This is a genomic window from Agrobacterium tumefaciens (genome assembly GCF_017726655.1).
GTDB classification, from domain to species: domain Bacteria; phylum Pseudomonadota; class Alphaproteobacteria; order Rhizobiales; family Rhizobiaceae; genus Agrobacterium; species Agrobacterium tumefaciens_B.
On record NZ_CP072309.1, the window covers coordinates 1706993 to 1733029 of the forward strand.

Below are 26037 nucleotides of genomic sequence, written 5' to 3' on the forward strand. Positions count from 1 at the left end.
CTCTTGAGCATCGTTGAAGCAAACAGCCGGGCGAGGCAGGGCAAACGCCGTGCCAACGCCCGTGCGAAGGCCATTCTCGGCTTCGCCGTCACCGTCATCACCACCTTTCTGGGGCTGATGGCGGTCACATTTTTCATTGGCCGCGTGGTGCCGATCGATCCTGCACTGGCGATCGTCGGCGACCGTGCGCCTGCGCATGTGGTCGAGCGCGTCCGTGAGCAGCTCGGCCTCAACCTGCCGCTCTGGCAGCAGTTTTTTATCTATCTCAAGCAGGCTCTTTCGGGTGATTTCGGGACCTCCGTCCTCACCACCAATCCTGTGATGGAGGATATCAAGCGGGTGTTCCCGGCGACGATCGAACTTGCCACGATCGGCACGATCATCGGCGCCGTCTTCGGGATACCGCTCGGCGTTCTCGCGGCCGTGAAACGCGGCAGTTTTGCCGATCAGGTGGTGCGTGTCATCGGCCTCATCGGTTATTCCGTGCCGATCTTCTGGCTCGGCCTGCTCGCGCTGCTGGTGTTTTATGCCCGGCTGCAATGGGTGGCTTATCCCGGGCGAATGGATATCGTCTATGAATTCACCTTCACGCCGGTCACGGGCTTCTTCCTGATCGACGCGATCTGGCAGCGGCAATGGGACGTATTGTGGGATCTTTTCCGTCACATCATCCTGCCGGCCTCGCTGCTCGGTTATTTCTCGCTGGCCTATATCAGCCGCATGACGCGCTCCTTCATGCTGAACGAGCTCGCCCAGGAATATATCGTTGCGGCCCGCGCCAAGGGGCTTTCGGAAACGCGTATCATCTGGTTCCACGCGCTGCGCAACGCCGCGGTGCCGCTGGTAACCGTGATTGCGCTCTCCTATGCCGGCCTGCTGGAAGGTTCGGTGTTGACCGAAACCATCTTCGCCTGGCCGGGGCTTGGCCTCTACATCACCAATTCCTTGCAGAACGCGGATATGAATGCCGTTCTCGGCGGCACGATCGTGATCGGCGCCATCTTCGTCGGCATCAATCTCTTCTCCGATCTGCTTTACCGGACGCTCGATCCAAGGACGCGCAGCCGATGACGATTTCGACCGATACACTCAAACCCTACAGCCGCGAATGGCTGCTTTCCGACCGACCGGCGTCGCGCAGGCAGGCAAGGCTTGGTCGCGCCTATGTGATCTGGCGGCGTTTTTCGGAAAACCGTCTGGCGCTGCTCGGCCTTGGCATCATCATTGCGCTGCTGTTCGTGGCGATTTTTGCCAATGTGCTGGCGCCACATAACCCGGTGCAGGGCGATCTGCGCAATGCCCGGCTTCTGCCGCCCGGCACTGCCGGTTATCTGCTCGGCACCGATGATCAGGGCCGTGATATTCTCTCGCGCCTCATCCACGGTTCGCGGCTGACCCTGTTCGTCGTGCTTTTGGTGGCCATCATCGCCGCACCCATCGGGCTCATCGTCGGCACCGTTTCGGGTTATGCCGGCGGCTGGGTGGATGCAGTCCTGATGCGCATCACCGATATCTTCCTCGCCTTCCCCAAACTGGTTCTGGCGTTGGCACTGGTTGCGGCGCTGGGGCCGGGTATTGAAAATGCGGTACTCGCCATCGCGGTCACCTCATGGCCGCCCTATGCGCGCATCGCGCGTGCCGAAACCATGACCTTCCGCAATTCGGATTTCATCGCTGCAGTGAAGCTCATGGGCGCGTCGCCCTTCCGCATTGTGCTCAAACACGTCATGCCGCTTTGCATGTCGTCGCTGATCGTGCGTGTGACGCTCGATATGGCGGGCATCATACTCACCGCAGCCGGTCTCGGCTTCCTTGGCCTCGGTGCCCAGCCGCCGCTGCCGGAGTGGGGTGCGATGATCGCGTCGGGCCGCCGTTTCATTCTCGATCAATGGTGGGTGGCTGCCATGCCGGGTATTGCGATCCTGATCGTCAGCCTCGGTTTCAACCTTTTGGGCGACGGTCTGCGCGATGCGCTTGATCCCAAGGAGGCGGGCCAATGAGTGCGTCTCTTCTGACGGTTGAGAACCTGCGCGTTTCCTTCCCGACCCGCACCGGGTTGGTGGAGGCGGTGCGCGGCGTGTCCTTCACGCTGGGGCGCGAGCGCCTTGGCATCGTCGGCGAATCCGGCTCTGGAAAGTCGCAGACTGGCCGCGCCATCATGGGCCTGACGCCGAAAAATGCCCGGATCGAAGCCGATACGCTGCGTTTTGGCGATATCGACCTGCTCAAGGCATCGGCAAAAGAGCGACGGCTCATGCGCGGCAAGCGTATGGCCATGATCCTGCAGGATCCGAAATATTCGCTGAACCCGGTCATGACCATCGGCCGCCAGATCATGGAAACGCTGCGTGCCCACGAAAAGATTGGCTCCGGCGAAGCGCGCCAGCGCACACTTGCCATGCTAGAGGCAGTACAGATCCGTGATCCCGAGCGCGTCTTCGATCTCTTTCCACACGAAGTTTCCGGCGGCATGGGCCAGCGCGTCATGATCGCCATGATGCTCGTCTGCGGCCCGGAATTGCTGATCGCCGACGAGCCGACATCGGCGCTCGATGTGACGGTGCAGCTGGAAGTGCTCGACATTCTCGACAAGCTGGTGCGCGACCGTGGCATGGGGCTGATCTTCGTCAGCCACGATCTCAGGCTCGTTTCTTCCTTCTGCGACCGGGTTCTCGTTATGTATGCCGGCAAGGTGGTGGAAGAGCTTGCTTCCGCAAACCTCAAGGAAGCGAAACATCCCTATACGCAGGGCCTGTTGAACTGTCTGCCGCAAATTGGCGGCCACCGGCATCCGCTACCCGTTCTGGAACGCAAGCTGGAGTGGCGCGCATGAGCACAGTTCTTTCTGTCCGAGACATGGTGGTGGATTTCGACGGTTACATCGCGCTCGACAGTGTGAGCGTCGATGTGGCCGAGGGCGAATCCTTCGGTATCGTCGGCGAATCCGGTTCCGGCAAGTCGACCCTTCTACGCGCCATCGCCGGCCTCAACCATTTCGATGAAGGCTCACTGATGGTGGCGGGGCGCTCCTATTCGGGCAAGCACCGCGACAAGAGCTTTTATCGCGATGTGCAGATGGTGTTTCAGGATCCCTATGGCTCGCTCCACCCCCGCCAGACGGTGGATGCGTTGCTTTTGGAACCGCTCGTCATCCATGGTCTCAACAATCGCGAGCAACGGATCGCGCGTGCGCTGGACGAAGTGGGTCTCGGTTCCGGTTTCCGTTTCCGCTATTCGCACCAGCTGTCCGGCGGCCAGCGCCAGCGTATCGCCATTGCCCGCGCACTGATCGTCGAGCCGAAGATCCTGCTGCTCGATGAGCCGACCTCGGCGCTGGATGCGTCCATTCAAGCCGAAATCCTGAACCTTCTGGAACAGGCCCGCAAGGACCGTAACCTCACCTTCGTCATGGTCAGCCACGATCTCGGTGTCATCAGCCATATGTGCGACCGCCTGGCGGTGATGAAAAGCGGCAAGGTGGTGGAAATGCTGGAGGCCGAGGCGCTGGAAAGCCGCGAATTCAGCGCGGATTATACGAGGCAGCTGCTGGTGGCGAGCGAGGGTTTCAAGCGCGCTTGAGGCGCCGCTATAGTCGGGTTAAATGACATCTTCCGTCATTCCGGCCTTGAGCCGGAATCCAGCGACCGCGCGTCAGAGACTCTATTGCGATCAATGACTTGATCGCGCTGGATGCCGGGTCAAGCCCGGCATGACAGACCGTGTCGGCCAAAACAAGGTACCCCTCATGCAACTGCGCGCCCTGATGTATTTCGACGAACTCGTCCGCACCAATTCCATGCGCGCCGCGGCGGAAAACCTGAATGTCGCGCCGACAGCGGTGAGCCGGCAGATCGAGAACCTCGAGTATTATTTCGGCTCGCCCCTGGTGGAGCGTTCCAGCCGTGGCGTGAAGCTGACGGCGGCGGGTGAGTTGCTCGCCGCCCGTGCCGGCAAAACGCTGCGCGAACTCGACCACGTACACCAGCTGATTGACGATCTGAAGGGTCTGCAGCGCGGTCGGGTGACCATTTATGCCAATGGCGCCACGGTCGCGAACCTTCTGGCGCCAGTGCTGGCGCAGTTCAGTCTCAAATACCCCAAGCTCCGTTTCGAGGTGCATATTACCAGTGCACGCCAGGCCCTGGAGGCGCTGGGCGCTGCCGAAGCGGACCTGGTCGTCAGCCTCTTCGCTCCAAAGGTTGCCGGAGTGAAGGTGCGTTCGCGAACCCGCATCAATTACGATGTGATCTTTCCCGCCGGCCATGCGCTTGCTGGTCAACCTGAGGTCTCTCTGAAGGAGCTGGCCGGGCTGCCGCTTGCCCTGCCGGACAAAAGTTTTGCCGCGCGGCAGGCCTTCGATACCCTTTTCGCCGAGGCGGACATTGAACTTGACCCCGTTTTCATCACCAGTTCGCTGGAAATGCTGAAAGAGCTGGTGTTGGGCCACGCCGCTGCCACGCTTTTGCCGGCGCTTTCGGTGGCGCGGGAAATCCGCAGCGGGCAGATGGTCGCCGTTCCGCTCTCCGGCAAAAAGGGTATCCATACCCAGATCGACCTCTGTGTGGCGCCGGACAGGCAACTATCCTTCGCCGCTTCCAAGCTCGCGGATTTCATTGAGCGCTTCATGCGTGAGGTGACGGCAGGCTGAGCGGAGACGCTCCCCGTATTTCAACCCAAAAGGTTGATTTCCATCCGCATTCCCGTGTAGCGATTTCAGCTACACGGAGCACACAAAAATCATGATTGTGTGTGCGCCTGCAACATGACACTCTTTTTGCAACGGGTGGTCTTTGGAAGGGCAAAAATGCCCCGGCCGCCAGACAGGGGACTAAGGATGCCACGTACCTATCTTTCGCAGGCGGCAAAGCTCTCGCGCCGCACCGCGCTGACGCTTGCTCTCGGCACGGCGCTCTGGTTGCCGCTTTCGGTGGCCAAGTCTGAAGCCGCGCCGAAAACCGCCCTGACACTTGGCATGACGGTGGAGCCGACCGGTCTCGATCCGACCATTGCCGCTCCCGTCGCCATCGGCCAGGTCACCTGGCAGAATATTTTCGAAGGTCTCGTCACCATCGACAGCAAGGGCAAGGTGAAGCCGCAGCTAGCCGAAAGCTGGGAAATTTCCCCTGATGGCAAGACCTATACATTCAAGCTGCGCAAGGGTGTCACCTTCCATAACGGCGAGGCGTTCGATTCCTCGGTCGCAAAGTTCTCGCTGGACCGGGCGCGCGGCGAAGCCTCCGTCAATCCGCAGAAGCGCTTCTTTGCGTCAATCGATAGCATCGAGGCACCGGATGCCGACACACTGGTGCTGAAGCTGAAGCAGCCTGCCGGCAGCCTCATCTACTGGCTCGGCTGGCCGGCATCCGTCATGGTCGCTCCCAAGAGCGCAGAGACGAACCGCACCACGCCCGTCGGCACTGGCCCGTTCAAATTCGTCAGCTGGGCCAAGGGCGACAAGGTGGAACTGGAGAAGAACGCCGCCTATTGGGACAAGGCTGTGTCGGTAAAGCTGGAAAAGGCGACGTTCCGTTTCGTCGCCGATCCGCAGGCGCAGGCAGCGGCACTGAAGGCGGGCGATATCGATGCCTTCCCGGAATTCGGCGCGCCGGAACTGATGACCTCGTTTGAAGGCGATAAACGCCTTGGCACCTTCGTCGGCAATACTGAACTGAAGGTCGTGGCCGGCATGAACAGCGCCCGCAAACCCTTCAGTGACAAGCGCGTACGCCAGGCGTTGATGATGGCGGTGGATCGCGGAACTGTCATCGAAGGTGCATGGTCCGGTTACGGCACGGCTATCGGCAGTCACTATACGCCGAATGATCGCGGATACATCGATACGACTGGCGTTCATCCCTATGATGTCGACAAGGCGAGGGCCCTGCTTGCCGAAGCGGGGTATGCCGACGGTTTCAGCTTCACCATCAAGGCCCCGCAGATGGCCTATGCCCAGCGCACCTCGCAAATCCTGCAGGCGATGCTGGCCGAAATCGGTGTCACCATGACCATCGAGACCACGGAATTTCCGGCCAAATGGGTGGCGGATGTTTTGAAAGGGGCGGATTACGACATGACCATCGTCGCCCATGCCGAGCCGATGGATATCGATATCTACTCCCGTGATCCCTATTATTTCAACTACAAGAACCCGGCCTTCAACGAGGTCATCGCCAGCGTCGAAAAGACGGCGGATGCCGGTGAGCAGGAAAAGCTTTATGGCGACGCCCAGAAAATCCTCGCCGAAGATGTGCCGGCGCTGTTCCTGTTCGTGATGCCGAAGCTCGGGGTATGGGACAAGAAGGTGAAGGGGCTGTGGGAAAACGAGCCCATTCCTTCGAATGTGCTGACGGATGTGCATTGGGAAGAGTAGGATTTGCCAGTCGCCGTGTCCTCCGTCATGCCGGGCTTGATCCGGCATCCAGTCCAGTCCAAGTCGTTGGGCTGAAAAGGCTCTTTTCGCCGCGCAGACGCGCGACGGCTGGATTCCGGCTCAAGGCCGGAATGACGGGGACGAGAGCGACGGACGCCAAAGCAAACAGAACCACGCAAGGAGCAGATGCCAGATGTCAGCCGTCCTCATCCGGCGTCTCGTAAGCCTCGTCATCACGCTGTTTGCCGTCTCGCTTATCATCTATCTTGTCATGGGCCTGCTGCCGGGTGATCCGGCCGCCATCATGCTCGGCACGTCGGCGAGCCCGGATACGCTCGCCGCGCTGCAGAAGCAGATGGGTCTCGATCAGCCGCTGCTGCTGCGCTACATCCACTGGCTGGGTGGCGTGTTCCGCGGCGATCTCGGACAATCCTATACCTATGGCGTGCCCGTGGCGGGCCTGATCGTCGAGCGGCTGGCAGTCACGCTGCCGCTTGCGCTGCTTGCCGTCTGCCTGTCTGTGACCATCGCCATTCCTCTCGGCGTGGCGGCGGCGAAGAACCGCAACGGCGCGCTGGATTTCGCGGCCGGGCTGTTTTCCCATGTGGGCATTGCCGTGCCGGGATTCTGGGTCGGGCTGCTGCTGATCATCGTATTTTCCACCACGCTCGGCTGGATGCCATCAGGTGGGTTTCCCGGCTGGAGCCCAAGCGTTTCGGCAGGTCTCATGGCGCTGGTTCTGCCGGCAATCGCCCTGGCACTGTCGCAGGCCGGCGTTCTCACCCGCGTCTGCCGTTCCGCTGTGCTTGAGGTGATGAACGAGGATTTCGTGCGCACCGCGCGCGCCAAGGGTCTGAGCGAGCGGGTGGCGCTATGGCGGCATGCTGTGCCGAACGCGATGATCCCCGTCGTCACCATGATCGGCCTGCAATTCACCTTCCTTATTGCGGGTGCGGTGCTGGTGGAAAATGTCTTCAACCTGCCGGGCCTCGGCCGGCTTGCCTATCAGGCACTGACGCAACGGGATATCGTGGTGATGCAATCTGTCGTGCTGTTCTTCTCGGCGCTGGTCATCCTCATGAATTTCGTGGTCGATATCGCCTATCTCTTCATCGACCCGAGATTGCGGGCAGGTGCGCGATGATGCGATTGATCCGCCGTCGCCCGGCTTTCGTCATCGGTATCGCCGTCACCGCCTTCCTCGTCGCCGTTGCCCTTTTGTCACTGGTCTGGACACCGGTCTCGCCCACCAAGATGCAGATCGTGCAAAAGCTGAAATCGCCTTTCGTTTATGGCGGTCTCGGCACGGATCATTTCGGCCGCGATGTGCTCTCCATGCTGATGGCCGGTGCGTGGAACTCGCTCTCCACCGCCATTGCCGCCGTCGCCATCGGCGCCTTTATCGGCACTGCGATCGGTGTCACGGTCGCGGCGCTGCGGGGCTTTACCGAAACCGTCGTCATGCGCGTCTGCGACATCATCTTCGCCGTACCGCCGATCCTGTCGGCCATGATGCTCGGCGCATTTATCGGAACGGGGCGTTTTACCGCCATCATTGCCATCGCCACCTTCATGGTGCCGGTCTTTGCGCGACTGACGCTGGGGGCGGCCTTACAAATCTGGGCGCGGGAATACATCACCGCCGCCACCAGCATCGGCCAGAACCGCGCCAAGATCACGCTGTTCCATGTCGTGCCGAATATTTCCAACCAGATCATCGTGCAGGTGACGATCCAGCTGGGTCTGGCGATTTTGACGGAAGCAGGCCTTTCCTTTCTGGGTCTCGGCATGCCGCCCCCGCCGCCACCTGGGGGCGCATGCTTGCGGATGCTCAGACCTATCTCGGCGCGGCGCCCTGGCTTGCCATCATGCCCGGCCTTGCCATTGCGCTTGCTGTCTTCGGCCTCAATCTTCTCGGCGATGGCCTGCGTGATCTGCTCGACCCGCGCGATACCAGCTGATCGCTTCAAGCCGATACCGCCGCTATTTCCTGTTTTTATGACGAGACGATGCCATGACCGATCTCATACACCTCAACACGCTCGAAATTCTGGCGCTTTACCGGGCCAAGAAACTCTCGCCGTCGGAATATTGGCAGGCGGTGGAGGCGCGTATCGAGGCATTCGAGCCGGTTGTGAACGCGCTTTACGCTTATGATCCGGAGGGTGCGCGCAGGCAGGCGCTGGCCTCGACGGAGCGCTGGCACAGGGGCGAAACGCTGGGTCCGCTCGATGGGCTTCCGGTGTCGCTGAAGGAACTCATCGCCACGAAAGGCCATCCGGTACCCCTCGGCACAAAGGCGGTGGAGCTTGTGCCGGCGCTGGAGGACGCACCGGTTGCTGCCCGTTGCCGGGAAGACGGCGCGATCCTCTATGCCAAGACGACCTGCCCGGATTACGGCATGCTCTCCTCAGGCCTTTCCAGCTTCCATAAGCTCAGCCGCAACCCTTGGGATCCGACGCAGAACCCCGGCGGCTCCAGCGCCGGTGCGGCTTCGGCGGGCGCTGCGGGTTACGGCACGCTGCATGTCGGCACGGATATTGGCGGCTCGGTGCGGCTGCCCGCCGGGTGGACCGGGCTTTTCGGTTTCAAGCCCAGCCAGGGCCGCATCCCGGTCGATCCCTATTATACAGGCCGCTGTGCCGGGCCGATGACACGCACCGTTTCCGACGCCGCTTATGCCATGGCAACGCTTTCGCGGCCGGACTGGCGCGACGGCACATCGCTGCCGCCGAACAGCATCGACTGGATGGATCTCGATATTGATGTAAAAGGCCTGAAAATCGGCCTGATGCTGAATGCCGGCTGCGGCCTTCCTGTGGATGAAGAGGTGCGTGACGCGGTGGTGGCGGCAGCAAAGCTGTTCGAACAGGCGGGCGCCATCATCATTCCCGTCGAGCCGGTGCTGACACGGGATATGCTGGATGGGCTTGACGATTTCTGGCGGGCGAAATTCTGGGGCGACATGGTGGCGCTGAGCGCGGATCGTCGTGCCGCGATCCTTCCCTATATTCGCGAATGGGCGGAAAAGGGCGCAAATGTCTCCGGTGCACGTGCCGTTTTCGGTTTCAACCAGACCATGGAAATGCGAAAGGCCTGCGGACGGTTGATGCAGTCGGTGGATGCGGTGATTTCACCGACCAATCCCATCGTCTCATATCCGGCCGACTGGGCTTCGCCCACCAATGATCCCGCACGGCCCTTCGAACATATCGCCTTTACCGTGCCGTGGAACATGTCGGAACAGCCGGCATCCTCGATCAATTGCGGTTTCTCGGCATCCGGCATGCCCATCGGATTGCAGATTGTCGGCCCGCGTTATGAGGACCTGTTTGTGCTCCGGCTTTCGAAAGCGTTCGAGAATTGGGGTGGCGGTGTCCGGCGCTGGCCGGAGCCGCCGGCCGGCTGATATCACCTTTGTTCGGCATGTAGTATTGCCATAATACCCGCATCCCGATCCTGCCTGTTAGGGTGCCCAAAGGCATTCGAAAACGGGAGGAGCAGACATGCCGAAGAAGATTTTGATGATCACCGGCGATTTTTCCGAGGATTACGAGACCATGGTGCCGTTCCAGACCCTGGCTGCGGTTGGCCACACGGTGCACGCCGTCTGCCCCGGCAAGAAGGCGGGTCAGACCATCGCCACGGCCATCCACGATTTCGAGGGCGACCAGACCTACTCGGAAAAACGCGGCCATAATTTTGCGCTCAACGCTACCTTCGCCGATATCAAACCGGCGGATTACGATGCGCTGGTCATTCCGGGCGGCCGCGCGCCGGAATATCTGCGGCTCAATGCGGAAGTGCTGGCTGCGGTGAGACATTTCTTCGAGGCCGACAAGCCTGTTGCGGCCGTCTGCCACGGCGCGCAATTGCTGGCAGCGGCCGGCGTCCTGAAGGGCCGCACCTGTTCCGCCTATCCCGCCTGTCGCCCGGAGGTGGAACTGGCAGGCGGCACCTACGCGGATATTGCGATCGATGCGGGGTGACGGACGGGAAGCTGGTGACGGCGCCCGCGTGGCCCGCCCATCCGGCTTGGCTGTCGCAATTCATGGCCGTGCTTGCCAAATGAGACCTGTGGAACGGGGCTTTTGCCAGCCCCGTTTTCCGCCTATCTTTTGAGGCGTGGTGAGGGAGGAAACCATGTGCAAACTTTTCATCAAGGCAGACCCCGCGCTTTGGGAAAGCCATACGCGGTCGCTCCGGATCGACGGCATGGTGACCAGTGTGCGGCTTGAGAACTTCTTCTGGACGACGCTGGACGAGATCGCGCGCCGCGATGGCATGAACAGCGTGCAGCTCATCGCCAAGCTTTACAATGAATCGATCGATGCCGGGCACGATCTCGGCAATTTCACCTCGTTCCTGCGGGTCTGCTGCGGGCGTTATCTCGCGCTTCAGCTTTCCGGCGATATTCCGGCGCGGACAGATATTCCGATTGCGGCGCTGGATGCGGACAGCATTCTGGATGCTGAAAAGGTGAATTATCATTGACGACGGATACGCGGCGCGGGGATGCGCCGCGTGTCTCCTCAGTTCTTCAACGCCCGCGGATCGAGCGCATCGCGCACGGCGTCGCCGATGTAATTGACGCTCAGAACCGTCAGCGAAATCGCCAGCCCCGGCCATAACACGCGCGACGGTGTCAGTTGCAGGAAATTCGCCCCGTCGAACAGCAGCCGTCCCCAGGTCGGGAAATCCGACGGGAAACCGAGGCCGAGAAAGGAGAGGGCGGATTCGGTGATGATGGCAGATGCGATGCCAAGCGTGGCGGAGACCATGATCGAGCTCAGCACGTTCGGAAGAATATGCCTGATGATGATGCGATATTCGCGCATGCCGCTCGATTTCGCCGCCATGATGAATTCCTGGCTTTTGATCGTCAGCACGTCGCCACGCACAATGCGGGCCGTGTGCATCCAGCTGGTGATCCCGATCACGAAGACGATCAGGATGAAGATGCCGGTTTCCGGCCCGAAGGCCGCACGCAGCGTGTCGCGGAACAGCAACAGGATCACGAGCAACAGCGGCAGCAGCGGCAGAGCCAGGAACAGGTCCGTCAACCGCATCAGCGGTCCATCAAGCCGACGGAAATAACCTGAGAGAACGCCGACCAGCGTTCCGAGAAACAGCGCCAGAAGCATGGCAGTGATGCCGACGGCAAGCGAGATGCGCCCGCCCGCCAAAACCTGTGCCAGCATGTCCTTGCCAAGATTATCGGTGCCGAAGGGATGCGCCAGCGACGGCCACTGATTACGTTCCCGTACATTGATGGCGTTGGGTGCGACAGTGTGAATATAAGGGCCGACATAGACCGCGAGCAGAATGAAGATGAAGACGACAAGGCCGGCCACGCCGCCCTTGTGGACGCGGAACTGCTTCCAGATATCGGCGAGGGCTGATTTGACGGGCGTAGCCGCAACTGTCGGCGCTGCGATGGTGGCATCAGTCATAGCGGATCCTCGGGTCGAGAATGCCGTAAAGCACGTCGGCAATCAGGTTGAAGAGCACAATCAGCACTGCAAAGATGAATGTCAGTGTCTGCACAAGCGGAATATCCGCCCCCTGAACGGCCGTTATCAGCAATTGACCAAGGCCGTTCACGCGGAAAATCTGCTCGGTGATGATAGCGCCGGAAAAGATCGTCGGCACGCCGAGTGCGATGACGGTCACGACGGGGATCAGGCTGTTGCGCAGAACGTGCACCAGCAGAACGGACTTTTCCTTGACGCCCTTTGCACGCGCGGTACGAACATAGTCCTGGTGCAGATTGTCGAGCATTGAGGCGCGCACGAAACGGCTGATCTGCGAGACGTTGTAGAGTGTCAGCACCAGAACTGGCAGGAACATCTGCTTCACCTGCGCCACAAAACTCGCCCAATCCCTTACCTGGAGATTGGTATCGTAGACCGAGGGAAACCATTGCAGATATGAGCTGAAGATGACGACCAAGAGCACGCCCGTGAAGAAAGTCGGCACCGAATAACCGACCATGGAAACGAAAGTGCCGATCTGATCGAAGATCGAATATTGCTTATAGGCGGAGATGACCCCGATCGGGATAGCCAGAAGCGCGCCGAAGAGATAGGCGAGGCCGACGACCCAGAGCGTCTGCGGCATGCGCTGAATGACAAGATCGACCACGGGGCTGCGCGTCGCCCAGGAAAGGATCCGCGTGCGGCTGCCATCGCCAATTTGCCAGCCGGTCAGCTTTTCCAGAAGGTTCAGCGGTTCGTTGATGAAGAACTGCTGAAGCCACATGAGGTAACGGATGAAGAAAGGCTCGTTAAGGCCAAGCGAGGCGCGGATCTGTTCGCGCACCTCAGGCGGAATGGTGAGCGGCAGGTCGCCGGTCGGGTCATTGGGCGCGAGATCAAGCAGCGCGAAGATGACGAAGCTGATGACGAGCAACGTCGGTACGGCAAAGGCAAGCCGTCGGAGCGTAAAAGTAAACATCTGAAACTCTCCAGACCCGGAGCGCGGCGCGACAAAAAGAGAGAGCTTTTCCGCAATGACGCTGCAACCGTGTCTTCAGGTCATGGTCCAGGGGGCATGCAAAAGGCCGGCCGCTGCAAGAGAGGCCGGCGCATCTGCCTGTTACTTCTTGCGGGACCAGTCCGCGACGTTCCAGAGTTCGGAGTCCCAGGCATTCATACGAACGCCTTCGAGCGTCAGTGAATGCGAGGAAACATTCCCGCGGTGGATGAGCGGAATATGCGCGCCTTCCTCCGTCAACATGTCGTTCAGTTGCTTTGCGATTTCTGCGCGCTTGGCGAAATCGGTGGTCTTGGACAGGACGCCCACCAGCTTGTCGAATTCCGGGTTGCAGTAGCGCGGAATATTCTGACCCTGCCAGCCATTAGAGGGGGCGGGAATCTTGTCGCACAGCCATTCCGCCAGATATTTTTCGGGGTCTGTGCCGTCGAAATTGTTGGTGTACATTTCAACGTCGGCGTAAAACTTCTGGAACGTGTCCGGGCTTGCCGGATCGCCGCCGAAGAAGACCGAGGCGCTGACGTTACGCAATTCGGAAGCAACGCCGATCTGCGACCACATGTCCTTCACCAGTTCCTGCGCCGCCTGGCGAACGGAGTTGGTGGAGGTCTGATAGAGGAAGGAGAGCTTCACGCCGTTCTTGGCGCGGATGCCGTCTGCACCCTTTACCCAGCCGGCATCGTCCAGCAGCTTGTTGGCGCCTTCGATATCCTGCTTCAGGCACCAGCTGTCGTTCTTTGTCGATGCGACGGCTTCAGGCGCCGGTACGATGTTGCAGGTCGGTTTGCCTGCTTCGCCATAACCGGCTTCATCGATGATGTCGCGGTCGATGGCAAGCGAGAGGGCACGACGGACGGCCGGGTCGGACAGGGCCGGATGAGGACCCGCTTCTTTGGTGGAGCGCTTGTCTCCGAGAGCAGGATCGGGGTTGTACCAATTGAGGTTGATGCGCTCGACTTGGGTGCCGAAGGCGGTTTCCAGCTTGCCCTTACCGGCGGCAACCATGGTGGCCAGAATTTCCGGCTCCACCTGCATGTTCCAGGCATAGTCGAATTCACCGGTCTCAAGAACGGCCCGCGCAGCGGAAGCCGCGTCACCACCGCCCTTCAGCGTAAGCGTGGCGAAGGCGGGCTTGGCCGGGTCGCGATAATTGGGGTTGGCGACGTAGCTGATAACGTCGTTCGGCTTGAAATCCTTGACCACGAATGGGCCGGTGCCGATGGGGCCGAAATTGGCGGATGTGCAGCCCGGGGCGGCAGCGCCGACGCAGTTTTCGAACTGCTTCTTCTGAATGACGGGTGATTGTGCGCCAACGAAGGCGGAATAGGGGTAGGGCTTCGGTTCGGTGAAGCTGACCTTGACCGTGTGGGCGTCGATGGCCTCGACATTCTTCACACCCTCATATTGCGCCGCCTGCGCGCAGCCGCCATCGGGCGCCGTGCAATATTTCCAGGTGAACACGACATCATCGGCTGTGAACGGTGTGCCATCGGACCATTTGACGTCGCTTTTCAGCTTCCAGGTCATGCTGAGCAAATCTTTGGCGACGCCGCCATTCTCAACCGTTGGAATCTCGCTCACCAACGTCGGAACCAGCTCGCCCTTTTCATCGTAGCGTGCGAGCGGCTCGATAACCACGGAGGAGCTGTAGATTTCTTTCGTGCCGCCTGAGAGGTAGGGATTGAGTGTCGATACGGCCTGCCAGAACAGGATTTTCAACTCGCCGTCACTGCCGCGCTCGGCATGGGCGGCAGACCCTGCCAAGGCCACAGCCGCCACCGTGCTGGCAAAGAGAATGCTGCGCTTCTTCATGGTGATTTTTCCCCTGTTTGGATTTTATCTGTTTGAATGTTTGACGCTTTTCCCGTCGTCATCTGCAAGGTCTCTTGTTGTAAGTATTTGACTTTGCTGAGGAATAATCCTTCATTCCACGTGATGCTATTGTCAGTTTTTTTGAAAAGCAAGTCCAAAAGTCGTATTGATGAACAAAATTTGAGCCGCTCTACTTTTGGCCTATTTTTCGCTCATCTATCAAAATTCATGCTTGCAAAAGCGGAAATTCCAAACGCAATATGTCGTCCGACAACCCGGCGGGGAACAAAAAAAGGGAAAAACAGAATGCCGATATTGAACCGTGTGGCTGAAATGCAGGAAGACGTTGCCGGCTGGAGACGCCATCTGCATGAGCACCCGGAACTTCTCTATGATGTCTTCGAGACCTCGAAATTCGTGGCGGGGAAACTGAAATCCTTCGGCTGTGACGTGGTGGAAACTGGCATCGGCAAGACCGGCGTCGTCGGCATCATCAAAGGTCGGCACGGAGATGGCCCGACCATCGGTTTCCGCTCCGACATGGATGCCCTGCCAATCCTTGAGACGAGCGGCAAACCATGGGCTTCGAAGACGCCCGGCAAGGCCCATTCCTGTGGTCATGACGGACACACGGCGATGCTTCTGGGGGCGGCGCAATATCTGGCCGAGACGCGCAATTTCAGAGGGTCTGTGGCCGTGATCTTCCAGCCGGCGGAAGAGGGGGGCGCGGGAGCGCTCGCCATGTTGAACGACGGCATGATGGAGAAATTCGGCATCTCGCAGGTCTACGGCATGCATAACGAGCCGGGCATTCCTGTCGGCCAGTTCGCGATCCGCAAGGGCTCCACCATGGCGGCGGCAGATGCTTTCGAGATCACCATTACGGGCAAGGGCAGCCATGCGGCGGCTCCCCACCTTTCCGTCGATCCCGTTCTGACCTCGGCCTATATCATCATCGCGCTTCAATCCATCGTCTCGCGCGAGACGGATCCGTTGAAGTCGCTGGTCGTCACCGTCGCCACCACCCATGGCGGCACGGCTTCCAACGTCATTCCCGGATCAGTGACACTGACGGGAACGGTGCGCACCCTGTTGCCGGAAACCCGCGATTTCGCCGAAAAGCGCTTGAAAGAAGTGGCGACAGCCACCGCCATGGCGCATGGCGCAACGGCAGAGGTGAAATACGATCGCGGTTATCCCGTCACCTTCAACCACAGTGACGAGACAGAATTTGCAACTGGTGTAGCGATGGGCGTCGCCGGCGCGAATGCCGTCAACACCAATCCCAATCCGCATATGGGCGCCGAGGATTTCTCCTATATGCTGGAAGCGCGCCCCGGCGCCTTCATCTTCATTGGCAACGGCGATACCGCAGGGCTTCACAACGCGGCCTATGACTTTAACGACGACGCGCTGCCTTACGGCATCAGCTATTGGGTTTCGATGGCCGAAACCGCACTTGCTGCATAAGACATCCGGCGGCCACATGGCCGCCTTCTGCTTTTTTGGAGATTGGCATGCTTTTGGCGGCAACGTCCATGGAACAGACTGGCGGTTCGGTAAGCCCGGTCCTGTCGGTTCAAAACCTCACCACGTCCTTCCGTGTCGATGGCGGCTGGAAATCCGTTGTGCGCAATATGAGTTTCGACATTGCGCCGCGTGAGACGGTGGCAATCGTCGGCGAGAGCGGCTCGGGAAAAAGCGTGACGTCGCTGTCCATCATGCGGCTGCTCGATAGAAAGACGAGTCGTATCGAAGGCAAGGTCATGCTCGGTGGACGCGACCTGCTGGCGCTGCAGGAAGAGGATATGCGCAAGGTTCGCGGCAAGGACATTTCGATGATCTTCCAGGAGCCGATGACGAGCCTCAACCCCATCTTTCCGATCGGCAAGCAGATCGCCGAGGCGTTGACCGTGCATCATGATATCTCGTCCTCGGCGGCCAAGGCTGAAGTCATTCGCCTGCTCGAGAAGGTCCGAATTCCCAACGCAACAAATCGGTTCGACGATTATCCGCACCAGTTTTCCGGTGGCATGCGCCAACGTGTGATGATCGCCATGGCATTGGCCTCCAAACCGAAATTGCTGATCGCCGACGAACCGACAACGGCGCTTGATGTTACCATTCAGGGCCAAATCCTCGACCTCATCAAGCAGTTGCAGGAAGAGGAGGGCATGTCGGTTCTGTTCATCACGCACGATATGGGCGTTGTGGCGGAAGTGTCCGATCGCACCATCGTCATGTTCCGCGGCGATGTGGTGGAAACCGGTACGACGGACGATATCTTCCATCGCGGCCAGCACCCATATACGCGCGCGCTGCTTTCTGCAGTGCCGAAGCTTGGCTCAATGAAAGAAAGGGTGCTCCCCGCCCGTTTCCCGATCATCGACATCAAGACCGGCGAAAGCCAGCCGGCAGTCGAGGTGAAAGATACGGTTGCTGGCGGCAAGACTCCGATCCTTTCGGTCAAAGACCTGACGACCCGATTTGATATTCGTTCAGGTCTTTTCGGTCGCAAATCCGGCGCTGTCCACGCGGTGGAGAAAGTCTCGTTCGATCTGGCTGAGGGGGAAACCCTTTCGCTGGTTGGCGAATCCGGCTGCGGCAAATCCACCACGGGCCGGTCTATCACGCGGTTGGTCGAGCCCACTTCGGGCGATGTTACGCTCGACGGCTACGAGGTGCTGAAGCTCGACAGGATGATGCTGCGCACGATGCGCCGTAGCGTGCAGATGATCTTTCAGGATCCTTTTGCCAGCCTCGATCCGCGCATGAGCGTCGGCACGGCGATCATGGAGCCGTTCGTGGAGCATCGGCTCGGCAGTAAGCAGCAAGCGCGTGACAAAGCCGCTGACCTGATCGAAAAGGTGGGCCTTAATCCGGATATGATGCGGCGCTTTCCGCACGAATTTTCCGGCGGTCAGCGCCAGCGTGTCGCCATTGCCCGCTCACTGATGCTCGATCCGAAGGTCATCGTGGCCGATGAGGCGGTCTCGGCGCTCGACGTTTCAATCAAGGCTCAGGTTTGCAATTTGCTGCTCGATCTGCAGCAAAGCCTGAACCTCGCCTTTCTCTTCATCAGCCATGACATGGCGGTGGTAGAACGCGTGAGCCATCGTGTGGCAGTCATGTACCTGGGCGAAATTGTTGAAATCGGCCCACGTGCGGCAGTCTTCGACAACCCGCAACATCCCTATACGAAGAAATTGATGTCCGCCGTTCCAGTGCCAGATCCCGCGCGGCGACAGATCAAGCGCAACATGGCGACAGATGAGATCAAAAGCCCGATACGGCCGGTGGACTATGTGGCACCTGAACGACGTTATCGGGAAGTTTCGGCCGGGCATCTGGTGCAGGAGGCGGCATAATCGATGGTGTTCCTCATCAGCGAGGGCGCCTTGCGCACCGGATCGATGACTACGGTGATGAGACAACGGACTACGTGCCTGCTCGTCATGGCACGGAAGCAAGAGGCAAGCCGCTCAGTGCAGCCCACCCACTCCGAGATGGGTATCGATGAGCGCAGGGTTCTCAACAAGATCGCCTGATGGCCCGTTCCAGACGATGCGGCCGCGTTCCATGATAATGGCGTGATCGGCAAAATCAATGGCCATCTGAATGCGCTGCTCGACGAGAAGAATGGTCATTTCGCCTGACTGGGCGAGTTTAGAAAAGGCGGCCATCAGCTCTTCGCAGATAACCGGCGCAAGACCCTCAAGTGGCTCGTCCAGGAGCAGCACGCGCGGCTGGCCAAGAATCGTTCTTGCTGTCGACAGCATCTGCTGCTCGCCGCCAGATAGCTGCGAACCGAGATTTCGGCGGCGCTCCTTCAGACGCGGAAACAGCGTGTAGGCTTCCTCTATCGCTGATTTCGGTCGCCCCTTGAGGCCGACAAATAGATTTTCCTCGACAGTCAGCGTCGGGAAGACATCGCGTGTTTGCGGCACGTAACCAAGGCCAGCCTGTGCACGCGCGGCGCTCGGCAGGGTGGCAATATCCAGTCCGCCGATGCGGATATCGCCGGAAAAGCGTTTCGTCTGGCCGGCCAGCGTGGCGAAGAGGCTTGTCTTGCCGACGCCGTTGCGGCCGAGCACGGCGAAACGCGAGCCTGATGGCACGGAAAGCGACAGGCCCTCGATGACCTTTGTCGGGCCATAACCGGCCGTGAGGTTGACGATTTCAAGCGGCGCTGCGGGCATCGGCGTAACTTCCCAGATAGGCTTGGCGGACTTCCGCATTGCTGGTGACGTCTTCAGGCGAACCATCAAAGATCACCGCACCTGCAGCAAGCACCACCACACGTTTGGCAAAACGGAAGACCAGATCCATGTCGTGCTCGATCATCAGGATGGCGAGGTCTGCGGGCAGCCGGTCGAGCGCCTGTTCGATGCGCGCCGTTTCCGTGGAGGGCACGCCTGCGGCGGGCTCATCAAGGAGCAGGATTTTCGGGCGAAGTGCCATGGCAAGCGCAATCTCGATGAGCCGTTGCTGGCCGTAGGCAATCTCACGCACCCGGGATTGCGAAAGGGTGAGGAGTCCGAGCGTCCCAAGAATATCGCGGGCTTCGCTCATGACCGAGGGCATGGTGCGGTAACGGCCGAAAATTCGACCCGTCTTGCCCTCACGCTGGAGGATGGCGAGCGCGACGTGTTCTTCCGGCGTCATATCCTGAAACAGACGGGTAACCTGAAAGGAGCGCACGAGGCCGCGTTTGACCCGCTGGCTGGCGCTGAGGCCGGTGACGTCTTCCCCGGCAATGCGCACCGTGCCGGCTGACGGCCTGATATTGCCGGTGACGAGGTTGACGAAGGTCGTCTTGCCGGCGCCATTGGGGCCGATGAGTACCGTGCGGTCGCCCGGCGAAAGCGACAGCGAGACATTGTTGGTGACGACGAGACCACCGAAATTTTTCTGGAGGCCAGAGACCTCGAAAATGGCGTTCATGTGCGGCCTCCCCGGATGCGCGCAATGATTTGCTCACCTGCACCGTAAAGTCCACGCGGTGCAAAAAGCACCACTGCGATCAGCAGCAGGCCGACAATTGTGAGCCAGTGGAAGGGATTGGCCGCGGAAACGACATCCTCAAACCACATGAAGGTGACGGTTCCGATGAGTGCCCCGTAAAGGGAACCTGCGCCGCCCAGCACCAGCATGACCAGGCCCTCGGCAGAGAGCGTAAAGGAGAGGCTGTCGAGACCGACGACCTGTGTGGAAATAGCGTTGAGCGCGCCCCCGATGCCGGCGACGATTCCCGATATCACGAACATCTTCAAGATCGTACCGTTGACGGAGCCACCCATGGCCTGGATGCGAACGCTGTCCTGCTTGACGCCCCGGCATAACATGCCGAAGGGAGAGTGAACCACGATCTTCAGAGCTACGAAGACGAGGAGCAAAAGACACACACCATAAATATAGGCGGTACGTCCAAAGAGATCGAAATCGAACGTGCCGAAAAGGGCGTCGGGAGAAATGCCCGAGAGGCCGTCGCTGCCGCCCGTCCAGCCTGATGCCTTGTTGGCCGCCTCGTGAAACAGATGGATGACGGCGATGGAAAGCACGAGCTGCGGCAGGCCATGGGCACGCAGCAGCACGGCGCCGGATAAAAGGCCGGAAATGCCGCCTGCGACAGCGCCGATCGCTGTCATGAGAAGCGGATCGGTGATTTCAAAATGCGCGGCTGCGATGCCGGCGGCATAGGCGCCCGCGCCGAACAGGGCGGCGTGTCCGAGCGTCGCGACACCGCAATAGCCGGTCACCAGATCGATCGACAGCACCAGAAGTGCAATGGCGATGATACGGGTCAGGAGCGCCAGATTATCGGGAAACAGAAAGTAGCCGATGGTGGCGGCAGCGATAATGAGCGCTGGTCCCACGAGCGCGCGCAGCGGCGAGCGTGCCGCGGAAGCTGCGGCAATTTCAGTCGCTTCGTTCATGAGCACCGCCATCTCATTTCGCCCTTCCAAGAAGGCCGCGCGGGAACAGCGTGATAATCACGATGACCGCCAGATAAAAGAAGAATTCGCCGTATTCGGGAGCAAGATACCGCCCGGTTGTGTCAATGGCGCCAAGTAGGAGGCACGCGATCAGCGCACCCGGAATGGAGCCTGCGCCGCCGACCGAAACCACCACGAGGAAGGTGACCATGTAGCGCAGCGCATAATAGGGTTCGACCGGCAGCAGCTCGGCCCCGATGACACCGCCCATGGCGGCAAGGCCCACTGCGATGGCGAAGCTGACGGCATAGATGACCTCGGTGCGCACCCCGAGTGCCGCCGCCATGGCGGCGTTGTCGACCGCCGCCCGAAGCTTGATACCAAATGCAGTCTTTTCAAATGTGAACCAAAGCGCCCCGGCCACGGCGAGACCGCAGGCAATTGCAAAGATGCGGTGGGTCGCGATGGTACGGAAACCGAGATCGGTCGGCCCCGCGAGTTGCGGCGGTAAGGGGATGGTCTTGAGCGTCGGCCCGAACACGAAGTTGGCGATGCCGATGATGCAGAAGGTGATGCCAATGGTCATCAGCACCTGCGTCAGCTCTGGTGCACCATAGATGCGACGGTAGAGGAAACGCTCAAGCGGAATGGCGATGACGATGGTGCCGACGATGGCGACGAGGATCGCAACGGCGTAACCAAGGCCAAGGCCATGGGCAGCGTAGGACGCGATGTAGCCGCCGATCATGGCAAAGGCGCCATGCGCCAAGTTGACCACACGCATCAGCCCCATCGTGACGGAAAGTCCGATGGAGATAATGAACAGGACCATGCCATAGGCGAGCGCATCGATGAGGATGCTGAAAACCGTCTGCATGCTGAAAGAGCTCCTCCCGTGCCACATACGCCCCTGTGGGCTGGAGACGGGCCGCTACCGGCGGCCCGACAAGCTTGCTGGAAGCCTTGCTTTATTTCGCCGCCGCAAGGCCCGGATCGCCCTGCTTTTCGAACGTCCGTGTTTCCTTGTTATAATAGGACCCATCATCCGCCTTGGCGACTTCACGCAGATAGATGTTTTGGGTGATATGCCGGCTTTCGGGATCGATGCTGACAGGGCCACGGGGACTTGTCCAGGACAGACCTTTCACGGCGTCGACCGCCTTCTCAGCATCCTGCTTTCCGCCGGTCGCTTCGATCATCTTGCTGATGACGTACATGCCGTCGTAAGCCCCGACTGACGTGAACGAGATGTCCTTGGGATTACCGATGGCCTTGCCGATAGCTTCGATGAAGGCCTTGTTTTCAGGCGAATCGTGCGACACTGAATAATGGAAGGTCGTCTGCATGCCGAGCGCGGCTTCGCCGAGCGCTGGCAGATCTGGCTCCTGCGTAAGATCGCCGGGACCGAAAAGCTTGATGCCTGCCGATTTCAGGCCGTTGTCGTTAAATGCCTTGACGAAGCCAAGCGTCGTGGGGCCGGATGGCAAGAAGGCGAAGACGCCTTGCGCGCCAGAATCCTTTGCGCGCTGCATGATGGGGCTGAAGTCGTTGGTGGCAAGTGGCATGCGAATGCTTTCCACCACTTCGCCCCCCGCTGCGGTGAATGCCGCTTTGAAGGCGTTTTCGGCGTCCACGCCAGGACCGTAGTCGGTGACAAGCGAAATCACCTTCTTCACACCACCATCAAACGCCACCTTCGCGATCGGGGTCGAGGTCTGCCATGTCGTAAAGGAGGTGCGCACGACGTAGGGGCTTTTGGTGACGATAGCGGAGGTTGCCGCGTTCATGACAACCATAGCAACGTTGCCCTGCTTCAAAAGCGGCGTCACGGCCATCGCATCGGGCGTGAACATGAAACCACCCAGATATTGCACGCCTTCCTTGACCACGAGTTCCTGTGCCAGCGCCTTGGATTGCGCGGGGTCCGGCTGCGGAACATCGCGGTAGACAACTTCGATCGTGTTATCGCCGATCTTGTTACCGTTCAGCGCAAGCCATGCATCGATGCCCGCCTTGAAATTTTTGCCGTGGATTGCGAAGGGGCCCGACATCGGCCCAATGACACCGACCTTGATCGTGTCTGCCGCGGCGACGGAACTGAAAAGAGTGGCCGCGAGCGCGGCGATAATCGGCAACTTCATGATTTCCTCCCAAGCGGCCCTTGGCTCCCATCCACTGGCCCAGCCTGCAGAGTGAGGAGTGTAGTCGCTGATGTAAAATGAATTAAGGGGGAAAATAGATAACCTGATGGTTATCAATAAGCTGTCGCTTGGCGTTCTTCGCGTTTAGGACTTCAGAGCGCGGCCGCGTCGCAAACCAGCTGAGGCCGCAGCCTGATCCCTCGCTGGGTGCAACCCACGCTTTAACGAGTTCTAAGGGGATTGTCGCTAGTGTCCCAAAGCATATTTTTGAACTTTATTCGGTGTCTTGATGGGCGAATATCAGAACAAAGCTGTCGAGCTGATGCGGACCCTCGTCGGGGAAAAGATGCTCAACAATAAAGTGGAGCGACGGGAAGAGTTTCTGCGCAAGGCGCTCACGCTGTATCACGCCATGGGCGGAACGGTAGAAGACCTACAAGCTGCGGCAAAGGACATGGGGATTAAGCCAGCCCTAAGCATCGATGTCGCGGTTGGCGATGTCATGCACAATCTGGCGGCAATCGGCCATGTCGCCGATCTCGATATCATTCAAGCCGGTTACAACAAACTCGACGCTGCTAATCTTCACATTCTCAGCAAGGGCAAGAAGTTGCTTGAGAAGCAGCGGGATCAGAAGCTCGCTGCCGCGAATCCGGCGAAATGAGCCGCCCACTGCGGGGCGGCTGAGAATTCAGGCGGTTTCGGCGGACATAATCTCCTGCCAGGCATCATAGGCCGATAAAACCGTTTCCATTTGCGCCGTGTGGCCGGTGATGAAATCGTCGCCGTAGATGGTCTCATCTGGATATTCCGTGATCAGCGTCATCGGCACGGTGTGGCGGTCGTCGACGGAAGACAGACAAGGGAAGCCGTTGATGATGCGGAAACCGGTTTCGCCGGCGTGGGTCTCATAAAGCGCGATTTGGCGGTTATTGTAGTCAAGCAGGCCGGGAATGGCGCCGAGATGACGGGTTACCCTGTCGAGCAGGGCTTCGGCCTGCCTTTCCCAGTCCGCATGGTGGCGGATGATGAGGAAGAAACCCTTCGGCAGCGTCCACATGGCGAAATTGCGCGGCACGTAACCGGATAGTGGTCTGGTCCATTCATGCGAAGGATAACCGTGCAGGTTCACATGCAGCTTCGCACCGCTTATCTCCTGCGCCTTGAAGCGGATTTCCTTCTCGCTCAGATGGCTGCCTGAATTTTCCGGCGTGCGATATTCGAGATCATCACCGAGTGCCGTGTAGCGCGCGGCATGGTGCATATGGCGGGGATTATCGACGCGAAGGCGCTGGTGCAGGGCATATCCGTCAGGGTTTTCCAGCGGAGAAATCGTGAAATGCGCACCCTTGCGCTCCGCGAGTTTGCGCGCGGCGCGGATGGCACCGACGATGCCCGTCGTTTCGTTCGGGTGCTGGCCGCCGCTCACCATCACGGCGGCATCGCTGCCGGCCACGTAACGGGCGGAAAGGATGCGGCCGGAGCGGGAGCGGGCATCGAAGGCCTCGCCACTGATATCCGCCAGCAGAGCCAAAAGTTGCCCAGCCGCGATCGGTTCGCGGGCCTTGTCGATCGGCTGCTCGCCGCCATCGAGGAAGGCTTTGGTGAGCTTTCGGGTCTCGATGTGGACGGAGATTTCACCTTCGCTTTTGACTATTTCCGGCACGATCTGGCCGGGTCTCAGGCCCCGGTCACCCAGCGGGCGCCCAGATTTCTTCTGGAAGAATTCGAGCAGCGAGAAGTAAAAATCCTCATGCAGCGCTTCGCGAAGGCTGACGACCTCATCGCCAACGGAGAGGGCCAAGTCCTCGGCCGGATGCGTGACGCGGATGTTCAGTTCTTCGAAATAGGGCTCGTCATTGCCCCAGCCATGATTGGCGACGGCATGAATTGCTGCTTCGAAAAGCTGCTCGTATTCCGTCTCCATCCGCTCGCCCGAGGCATCACCGGCAAGCCGGAACCAGCCGGTGGGGGAGACATTGGTTTCACCCACGATATCGGTATGGACCCGGTTTGGAGCGAGAACCTTGAGAGTTTCCGTTTTGCCGTTGCGGCTTAGCGTAACGTCATAATGGAATTCATCGTCCTTACGGGCGATGAATTCCAGCTTCGCATCGCCCACCAGCGCCGCCAGCGGATAGGCCTCCAGCCGGAATCGGTTGGCGGGGGCGTTTTCGTGCACCGGGTAACGCACCTCGATGGCGTCAACGCCATCCAGATTGATCTCTTCCAGAAAGGTGAAGAGAAGCGGCTTGTAGGCGCTGCGGATGCGGGCGCAGACGCCTTTTTTCTTCAGCCTCTCTTCGGTCTCGCGGCGGCTTTTGGCGTCATCGAAAGTCCATGTCTCGAAGGACTGGCCGGGCTCGGCGCGGGCGATCAAGGTATCCAGAGTACGCTCGAAGGTCTGGTCGAAAATCTGGCTCATCTGATTACCTCGAGGTTCTGCCTGTCGGGTCGAGGCTGTCGCGCAGCCAGTCGCCGAGAAGGTTGAGGCCAAGCACGGTGAGCAGGATGGCAAGGCCAGGGAAAACGCTGACCCACCACGCGGTCTGCAGATAGGTGCGGCCATCCGCCAGCATGCCGCCCCAGCTTGGAATTGTCGGATCAACGCCGAGACCAAGGAAGGTGAGGCTGCTTTCCAGCAGGATGTTGTTGGCGACATTCAGCGTCATCAGCACGATGACGGGGCCGATGAGGTTCGGCAGCAGGTGCTGAAGGATGATGCGCCAGTCTTTCACACCAATAGCGCGGGCGGAAAGGATGAATTCCCGCTCCCTGAGCGTCAGCACCGAGCCGCGCACAAGGCGGGCATATTGCACCCATTGCGAGACGATCAGGAGGATGATGGTGTTGGTGAGGCTGCCGCCCACAATGGCGATGAAGGTGATGGCCAAGAGAATGAAGGGCATGGCGAGCTGGATATCGGCAAAGCGCATGACCAGCATATCCCAGAAGCCTCGGTAATAACCAGCAACAAGTCCGACAGCGACGCCGAAGTTGACAGCACCGATGACCGAGGTGAAACCGACCAGCAGCGAAATCTTGCCGCCGGCGACAACGCGGGCGAGCACATCACGTCCGAGCGGATCGGTGCCCAGAGGATGGGCGGCATTAGCGAAGGGTTTGGCAAGGCGCGCCATCAGGTCGATCTTGTCGGCCCCGCCCGGAAACAGCACGTCGGAAAAGAGGACGGCGAGGCAGATGATTGTCGTCAGCGACGCGCCGAGGACGAATTCGAGATTGGTGAAGCGCGCGAGACGCGAGGTTTTGGCAGCCATCGTCA

22 protein-coding genes and 2 pseudogenes are annotated in these 26037 nt (G+C 59.8%); 14 read left to right on the forward strand and 10 right to left on the reverse strand.

Annotated elements, in window-relative coordinates; genetic code table 11:
• Window positions 1-3: 3 nt before the first annotated feature.
• The 11 genes and pseudogenes from AT6N2_RS22080 to AT6N2_RS22130 all read left to right on the forward strand — a co-directional run bounded on the left by AT6N2_RS22080 (window position 4) and on the right by AT6N2_RS22130 (window position 10864).
• On the forward strand, window positions 4-1071 hold the full coding sequence (locus AT6N2_RS22080) for an ABC transporter permease (RefSeq protein WP_063946956.1): 1068 nt from the start codon (window positions 4-6) through the stop codon (window positions 1069-1071).
• Complete coding sequence (locus AT6N2_RS22085) at window positions 1068-2000, forward strand: ABC transporter permease (RefSeq protein ID WP_004445289.1); 933 nt, start codon at window positions 1068-1070, stop codon at window positions 1998-2000. The genes AT6N2_RS22080 and AT6N2_RS22085 overlap by 4 nt, the downstream gene beginning before the upstream one ends.
• Window positions 1997-2833: an ABC transporter ATP-binding protein gene (locus AT6N2_RS22090; protein WP_209091426.1), complete on the forward strand. Its 837-nt coding sequence runs from the start codon at window positions 1997-1999 to the stop codon at window positions 2831-2833. Before AT6N2_RS22085 ends, AT6N2_RS22090 begins: the two co-directional genes overlap by 4 nt.
• On the forward strand, window positions 2830-3579 hold the full coding sequence (locus AT6N2_RS22095) for an ABC transporter ATP-binding protein (RefSeq protein ID WP_209091428.1): 750 nt from the start codon (window positions 2830-2832) through the stop codon (window positions 3577-3579). Before AT6N2_RS22090 ends, AT6N2_RS22095 begins: the two co-directional genes overlap by 4 nt.
• 166 nt (window positions 3580-3745) lie before the next feature.
• A complete protein-coding gene (locus AT6N2_RS22100) occupies window positions 3746-4648 on the forward strand; it encodes a LysR family transcriptional regulator (protein WP_209091430.1) in 903 nt (300 codons plus the stop codon).
• A gap of 186 nt (window positions 4649-4834) precedes the next feature.
• A complete protein-coding gene (locus AT6N2_RS22105) occupies window positions 4835-6370 on the forward strand; it encodes an ABC transporter substrate-binding protein (protein WP_209091432.1) in 1536 nt (511 codons plus the stop codon).
• Between the two features lie 193 nt (window positions 6371-6563).
• On the forward strand, window positions 6564-7514 hold the full coding sequence (locus AT6N2_RS22110) for an ABC transporter permease (protein WP_209091434.1): 951 nt from the start codon (window positions 6564-6566) through the stop codon (window positions 7512-7514).
• Window positions 7511-8331, forward strand: a pseudogene (locus tag AT6N2_RS22115) (ABC transporter permease). The gene AT6N2_RS22110 and the pseudogene AT6N2_RS22115 overlap by 4 nt, the downstream one beginning before the upstream one ends.
• 53 nt (window positions 8332-8384) lie before the next feature.
• On the forward strand, window positions 8385-9779 hold the full coding sequence (locus AT6N2_RS22120; protein WP_209091436.1) for an amidase: 1395 nt from the start codon (window positions 8385-8387) through the stop codon (window positions 9777-9779).
• Between the two features lie 97 nt (window positions 9780-9876).
• A pseudogene (locus AT6N2_RS22125) lies at window positions 9877-10442 on the forward strand (DJ-1/PfpI family protein).
• A gap of 71 nt (window positions 10443-10513) precedes the next feature.
• Window positions 10514-10864 carry a ribbon-helix-helix domain-containing protein gene (locus AT6N2_RS22130; RefSeq protein WP_107339536.1) on the forward strand — a complete coding sequence of 117 codons (351 nt, stop codon included), beginning with the start codon at window positions 10514-10516 and terminating at the stop codon, window positions 10862-10864.
• 38 nt (window positions 10865-10902) lie between these two features.
• Here the strand turns inward: AT6N2_RS22130 and AT6N2_RS22135 are convergent, their stop codons facing one another.
• The 3 genes from AT6N2_RS22135 to AT6N2_RS22145 all read right to left on the reverse strand — a co-directional run bounded on the left by AT6N2_RS22135 (window position 10903) and on the right by AT6N2_RS22145 (window position 14677).
• Complete coding sequence (locus tag AT6N2_RS22135) at window positions 10903-11823, reverse strand: ABC transporter permease (RefSeq protein ID WP_209091438.1); 921 nt, start codon at window positions 11821-11823, stop codon at window positions 10903-10905.
• The gene (locus AT6N2_RS22140) at window positions 11816-12826 is read right to left on the reverse strand and encodes an ABC transporter permease (protein ID WP_209091440.1); all 1011 of its coding nucleotides are present in this window, start codon (window positions 12824-12826) and stop codon (window positions 11816-11818) included. The genes AT6N2_RS22135 and AT6N2_RS22140 overlap by 8 nt, the downstream gene beginning before the upstream one ends.
• A gap of 141 nt (window positions 12827-12967) precedes the next feature.
• On the reverse strand, window positions 12968-14677 hold the full coding sequence (locus AT6N2_RS22145) for a peptide ABC transporter substrate-binding protein (protein ID WP_209091441.1): 1710 nt from the start codon (window positions 14675-14677) through the stop codon (window positions 12968-12970).
• A 306-nt stretch (window positions 14678-14983) separates the two neighbouring features.
• Here AT6N2_RS22145 and AT6N2_RS22150 point away from each other — a divergent pair, with 306 nt between their 5' ends.
• Together AT6N2_RS22150 and AT6N2_RS22155 are read left to right on the forward strand one after the other, a co-directional pair.
• Entirely contained in the window at window positions 14984-16147 is a 1164-nt protein-coding gene (locus AT6N2_RS22150) for a M20 aminoacylase family protein (protein ID WP_209091442.1), read from the forward strand.
• Window positions 16148-16194: 47 nt separating this feature from the next.
• Window positions 16195-18045: an ABC transporter ATP-binding protein gene (locus AT6N2_RS22155; RefSeq protein WP_209091443.1), complete on the forward strand. Its 1851-nt coding sequence runs from the start codon at window positions 16195-16197 to the stop codon at window positions 18043-18045.
• Window positions 18046-18159: 114 nt separating this feature from the next.
• On the opposite strand, the gene AT6N2_RS22160 is transcribed toward AT6N2_RS22155, so the two are convergent.
• The 5 genes from AT6N2_RS22160 to AT6N2_RS22180 form a co-directional block, all read right to left on the reverse strand.
• Window positions 18160-18876, reverse strand: a complete 717-nt coding sequence (locus tag AT6N2_RS22160; RefSeq protein ID WP_209091444.1) for an ABC transporter ATP-binding protein — start codon at window positions 18874-18876, stop codon at window positions 18160-18162.
• Window positions 18857-19621 (reverse strand): ABC transporter ATP-binding protein, encoded by a 765-nt coding sequence (locus AT6N2_RS22165; protein WP_209091445.1) that lies wholly within the window; start codon window positions 19619-19621, stop codon window positions 18857-18859. Before AT6N2_RS22165 ends, AT6N2_RS22160 begins: the two co-directional genes overlap by 20 nt.
• Window positions 19618-20625 carry a branched-chain amino acid ABC transporter permease gene (locus AT6N2_RS22170; protein WP_209091446.1) on the reverse strand — a complete coding sequence of 336 codons (1008 nt, stop codon included), beginning with the start codon at window positions 20623-20625 and terminating at the stop codon, window positions 19618-19620. The genes AT6N2_RS22165 and AT6N2_RS22170 overlap by 4 nt, the downstream gene beginning before the upstream one ends.
• A gap of 1 nt (window position 20626) precedes the next feature.
• Window positions 20627-21490: a branched-chain amino acid ABC transporter permease gene (locus tag AT6N2_RS22175; RefSeq protein WP_209091447.1), complete on the reverse strand. Its 864-nt coding sequence runs from the start codon at window positions 21488-21490 to the stop codon at window positions 20627-20629.
• Between the two features lie 91 nt (window positions 21491-21581).
• The gene (locus AT6N2_RS22180) at window positions 21582-22754 is read right to left on the reverse strand and encodes an ABC transporter substrate-binding protein (RefSeq protein ID WP_209091448.1); all 1173 of its coding nucleotides are present in this window, start codon (window positions 22752-22754) and stop codon (window positions 21582-21584) included.
• 289 nt (window positions 22755-23043) lie between these two features.
• Here AT6N2_RS22180 and AT6N2_RS22185 point away from each other — a divergent pair, with 289 nt between their 5' ends.
• A complete protein-coding gene (locus AT6N2_RS22185) occupies window positions 23044-23418 on the forward strand; it encodes a hypothetical protein (RefSeq protein WP_209091450.1) in 375 nt (124 codons plus the stop codon).
• A 27-nt stretch (window positions 23419-23445) separates the two neighbouring features.
• Here AT6N2_RS22185 and AT6N2_RS22190 read toward each other — a convergent pair whose 3' ends face one another.
• Both AT6N2_RS22190 and AT6N2_RS22195 read right to left on the reverse strand, forming a co-directional pair.
• Window positions 23446-25179, reverse strand: coding sequence for a M14 family metallopeptidase (locus AT6N2_RS22190; RefSeq protein WP_209091452.1), 1734 nt, complete (start codon window positions 25177-25179; stop codon window positions 23446-23448).
• 4 nt (window positions 25180-25183) lie between these two features.
• Entirely contained in the window at window positions 25184-26032 is an 849-nt protein-coding gene (locus tag AT6N2_RS22195; protein ID WP_209091454.1) for an ABC transporter permease, read from the reverse strand.
• Between the last annotated feature and the right edge of the window lie 5 nt (window positions 26033-26037).